Raw genomic sequence first — 3329 nt, 5'->3', positions numbered from 1 at the left:
CGCCGGCACCGCGGGCTCCGGGGCCGCGGCAGCCGGGGCGCCCGCGGTGCCGGCGGGCGCGGCGTCGACCACGCCGTTCCCCCCGGTGCTCCCCGCGCCGCCGCCGTCCGCGACCGCGCCGGACGTCGTCGAGGCGGGCGCCGAGGGCTTGTAGCCCTCGAAGAAGTCCCACCACGCCGGGTCGACCGCGGTCTTGTCCTGGAGGTACTGCTCGTACAGCTCGTCCACCAGCCACGTGTTCGCGCCGAAATCGGCACGGTTCACGTCTGGCTCCGCATGCTGGGACACGCGAGGATCGCCCACTTCCTCCGCGGTCACGGACCGCGTCATCGCCGGATTCGTTCGTGGACCACCCTACGTCCTGACCGGGCGTCATCTCCCCTCGGGGGGCGCGGCGCGCGGACGGTTCACACGCTTGTCACACGACGGGTCCGGCGGGGGTGTCAGGCTCCCCATCTGCGGGTCTGCGCGGGGTCGAGGACGTGTCAACTCGGTCATGCATCGGCTGCGACCACCCCGGCGACCCCGGCGGCGGGCCGCGCCGGGGCGGTCGCCGCGTACCGGGCCGCGAGCACGGCGCCGACCGCCAGCACCAGCATCGTCACCGCCATCGGCAGCGCGGTGCGCTCGCCCGCGAGGCCGACGAGCGGCGAGACGGCGGCCCCCACGCCGAACTGCAGCGCGCCCATGACCGCGGACCCGGTCCCGGCGGCGTGCGTGACCTCGTCCGTCGCGAGCGTCGTCGCGTTGCCGAACACCAGCCCGAGCGAGCTCACGGTCCCGAAGAGCAGCACCAGGGTCGGCCACCGGGGCAGGTCGAGCAGCACGACGTCCAGCAGCAGCAGGACCGTCAGCACCGCGACCGCCGTCACCCCGACGGCGAGCAGCCGCTCCGGGGCGAACCGGTCGACGAGCTTCGTGCCGAGCCCGGCGACGACGCCGAGCCCCAGCGCGTTGGCGGCGAACGCCACCGAGTAGGCGCCGACCGACAGGCCCAGCACGTTCTGGAGCACGAACGGCGACGCCGAGATGTAGGCGAACATCGCGGCGAAGCCGAGCACGAGCGCGCCGGTCCAGCCGAGGTAGCGGCGGTTGCCGAGCACGGTGCGGGCGTCCCGGAGGGTGGCGGTGAGCCCGCCCCGGGTGCGCGCCGCGCGGGGCCGGGTCTCCGGCACCAGGGCGAGGACCCCGACGAGCATGAGCGCGCTGACGCCGGCGAGGATGCCGAACACCCCGCGCCAGCCGACGGCGGTCACCAGCGTGCCGCCGAGCAGCGGGGCGAGCACCGGGGCGACGCCCTGGATCAGCATCATGATCCCGAACAGCTTGGCCGCGGCGGTGCCCCGCGCCCGGTCGGCGACGACGGCGCGGCTGAGCACCACGCCCGCCGCGCCGGCGAAGCCCTGGACGAACCGCGCGACGACGAGGAACGCGATCGACGGCGCGAGGGCGCAGGCCAGGCCGGCGACGGCGCACAGCGCACTGCCCGCGACCAGCAGCCCGCGCCGGCCGCGCTGGTCGGACAGCGGGCCGATCACGAGCTGCCCGAGGGCCAGGCCGACCATGAAGGTCGTGAGCGAGAGCTGCACCGCGGTCGCGCTGGTGCCGAGGTCGACGGCCATCCGCGGGAAGGCCGGCAGGTACATGTCGGTAGCGAGCGGCGCGATCGCGGTGAGGAGCGCGAGCACGACGGTGGTGGCGAGCGGCAGCGCGCGGCCCGGCGGGCCGGCGGGGCCGGCGGCGGGCGCGGCGGTGGGCGTGTGCGGCGTGGCGGCGGGCACGGCGGTGCCCGGGGCGGCGGTCATGAGGGGAGTGCTCCAGCACGGAGGAGGGCGGCGGGGCCGCGGACCGGAGCATCTTATCTATGAAGTCATATATGTCGACCCATACCCGCGCTGCTACCCTCCCGGCGTGACCGGAACCACGCCCGCCGACGACGCCGGGCCCGACGACGCCGGGCCCGACGACCTGCGGCTGCTGGCCGTCGCGCTGCACGACCTGTCGCGCGCGGTGCGCCAGGCGCAGGGCGCGCAGCCCGGGGGACCGGCGCGGCTGCCGCCGACCGAGTTCGAGGTGATGCGCTACGTCGACGCGCACCCCGGGACCAGCGTCGGCGGCGCGGCCGCGGCGCTCGAGCTGCGGCAGAGCAACGTCAGCGCTGCGGTGCGCGGGCTGGTCGCGCGCGGGCTGGTCGAGCGGGCGACCGACGCCGGGGACAGGCGGGTGACCCGGTTGCACCCGACCCCGCTGGCGCGCGAGCGGCGGGAGCCCGTCGAGGCGGGGTGGGCCCGCACGCTGGGTGCCGCGCTCGCCGGGCTGCCCGCGCAGGACGCGGCGGCGGTGCGGCGGGCGGCGGGCCCCCTGGCGCGGCTCGCGGCCCAGACCAGGGCGCGCGGGGCGTAGGCGCACCCCGGCAGTGGACGATCTGGCCGGACACGCCGTGGGCGTGTCCGGCCAGATCGTCCACTCGAGGGGGTGGCGTCAGGTGATGTCGCGCTTCAGGGTCGTGAACCGCCCCAGCGCCGCCAGCGCCACCGCGTACGCCACGAGCACCGCGGCCCCCGCGGCCGGCCCGAGCAGGGCGCCCGCACCGGTCGCCGAGTAGAACGAGCCGCCGCTGATCGCCTCACCGGCCGCGCCGGGCAGGAACCGCCCGATCCCCGCGGTGGCGTCGTTCAGGCCGAGCACCAGCCGCGCGATCGGCTCGACGAACTGCGTGAACGCCAGCACCACGACGATGGCGACCACCTGGTTCGGCATCGCGAACCCGAGCCCGACGCCGACGACGCACCAGACGGTGAGCGCCAGCGCGGTCCGCGCGATGATGCCCCACACGGCGCCGTCGCCCAGCAGGTTCGGCGCGTCGGTGAACGCGAACGCGAGCGCGCCCGCCCCGACGGTCGCGAGCGTCCCCAGGACGCCGTACAGCACGCCCATCGGGACGCTCGCGGCGAGCTTCGCGACGACGAACCGGTTGCGGTCCGGCTGCGCGAGCAGCGTCGGGGTCAGCGTGCGGTGCCGGAACTCGGCGGTCACCGACAGCAGGCCGACGAGCAGCGGCAGCGCGTACCCGAACGACGCGGGCAGCGTGTACACCGCGGTGACGACGGCCTTCGGGTCCAGGACGACGGGGGCGCCGTCCGCACCGGACACGTCGGCCCCGTCGAAGGTGAAGGCGAACGCCATCGCGGCGCCCATGAACGCCATGTACCCGATCATGACGATCAAAAGCACCCACCAGGTGCGCGTGGTGACGATCTTCCGGTACTCGGAGACCAGGGAGTCCTTCATCGGGCACGCGGCGTTCGCCGCGGGGCTCGAGCTGCACG

The 3329-nt window shown here is 75.9% G+C and carries 4 protein-coding genes; 1 reads left to right on the top strand and 3 read right to left on the bottom strand.

Annotated elements, in window-relative coordinates; all coding sequences use genetic code 11:
• Positions 1-264 (bottom strand): hypothetical protein (locus MHY85_RS20625; protein ID WP_374234247.1); only part of this gene is annotated, 264 nt, incomplete at its 3' end.
• Between the two features lie 230 nt (positions 265-494).
• Entirely contained in the window at positions 495-1805 is a 1311-nt protein-coding gene (locus MHY85_RS20620) for a multidrug effflux MFS transporter (RefSeq protein WP_239200261.1), read from the bottom strand.
• Positions 1806-1911: 106 nt separating this feature from the next.
• Between MHY85_RS20620 and MHY85_RS20615 the strand changes: the two genes are divergently transcribed.
• Entirely contained in the window at positions 1912-2403 is a 492-nt protein-coding gene (locus tag MHY85_RS20615) for a MarR family winged helix-turn-helix transcriptional regulator (protein WP_239200258.1), read from the top strand.
• Positions 2404-2481: 78 nt separating this feature from the next.
• Here the strand turns inward: MHY85_RS20615 and MHY85_RS20610 are convergent, their stop codons facing one another.
• Positions 2482-3207, bottom strand: a complete 726-nt coding sequence (locus MHY85_RS20610) for an ABC transporter permease (protein WP_239200255.1) — start codon at positions 3205-3207, stop codon at positions 2482-2484.
• Positions 3208-3329 lie beyond the last annotated feature (122 nt).

Origin of the sequence: Cellulomonas sp. ACRRI, assembly GCF_022346185.1 — a bacterium.
In the GTDB taxonomy this organism is placed as follows: Bacteria; Actinomycetota; Actinomycetes; order Actinomycetales; family Cellulomonadaceae; genus Cellulomonas.
This window is presented reverse-complemented; position numbering and strand designations above follow the sequence as displayed.

Coding starts and splice junctions, on each gene's coding strand:
- MHY85_RS20610 (WP_239200255.1), bottom strand. CDS start 3,207: ATGGCGTTCATGGGCGCCGCGATGGCGTTCGCCTTCACCTTCGACGGG.
- MHY85_RS20620 (WP_239200261.1), bottom strand. CDS start 1,805: ATGACCGCCGCCCCGGGCACCGCCGTGCCCGCCGCCACGCCGCACACG.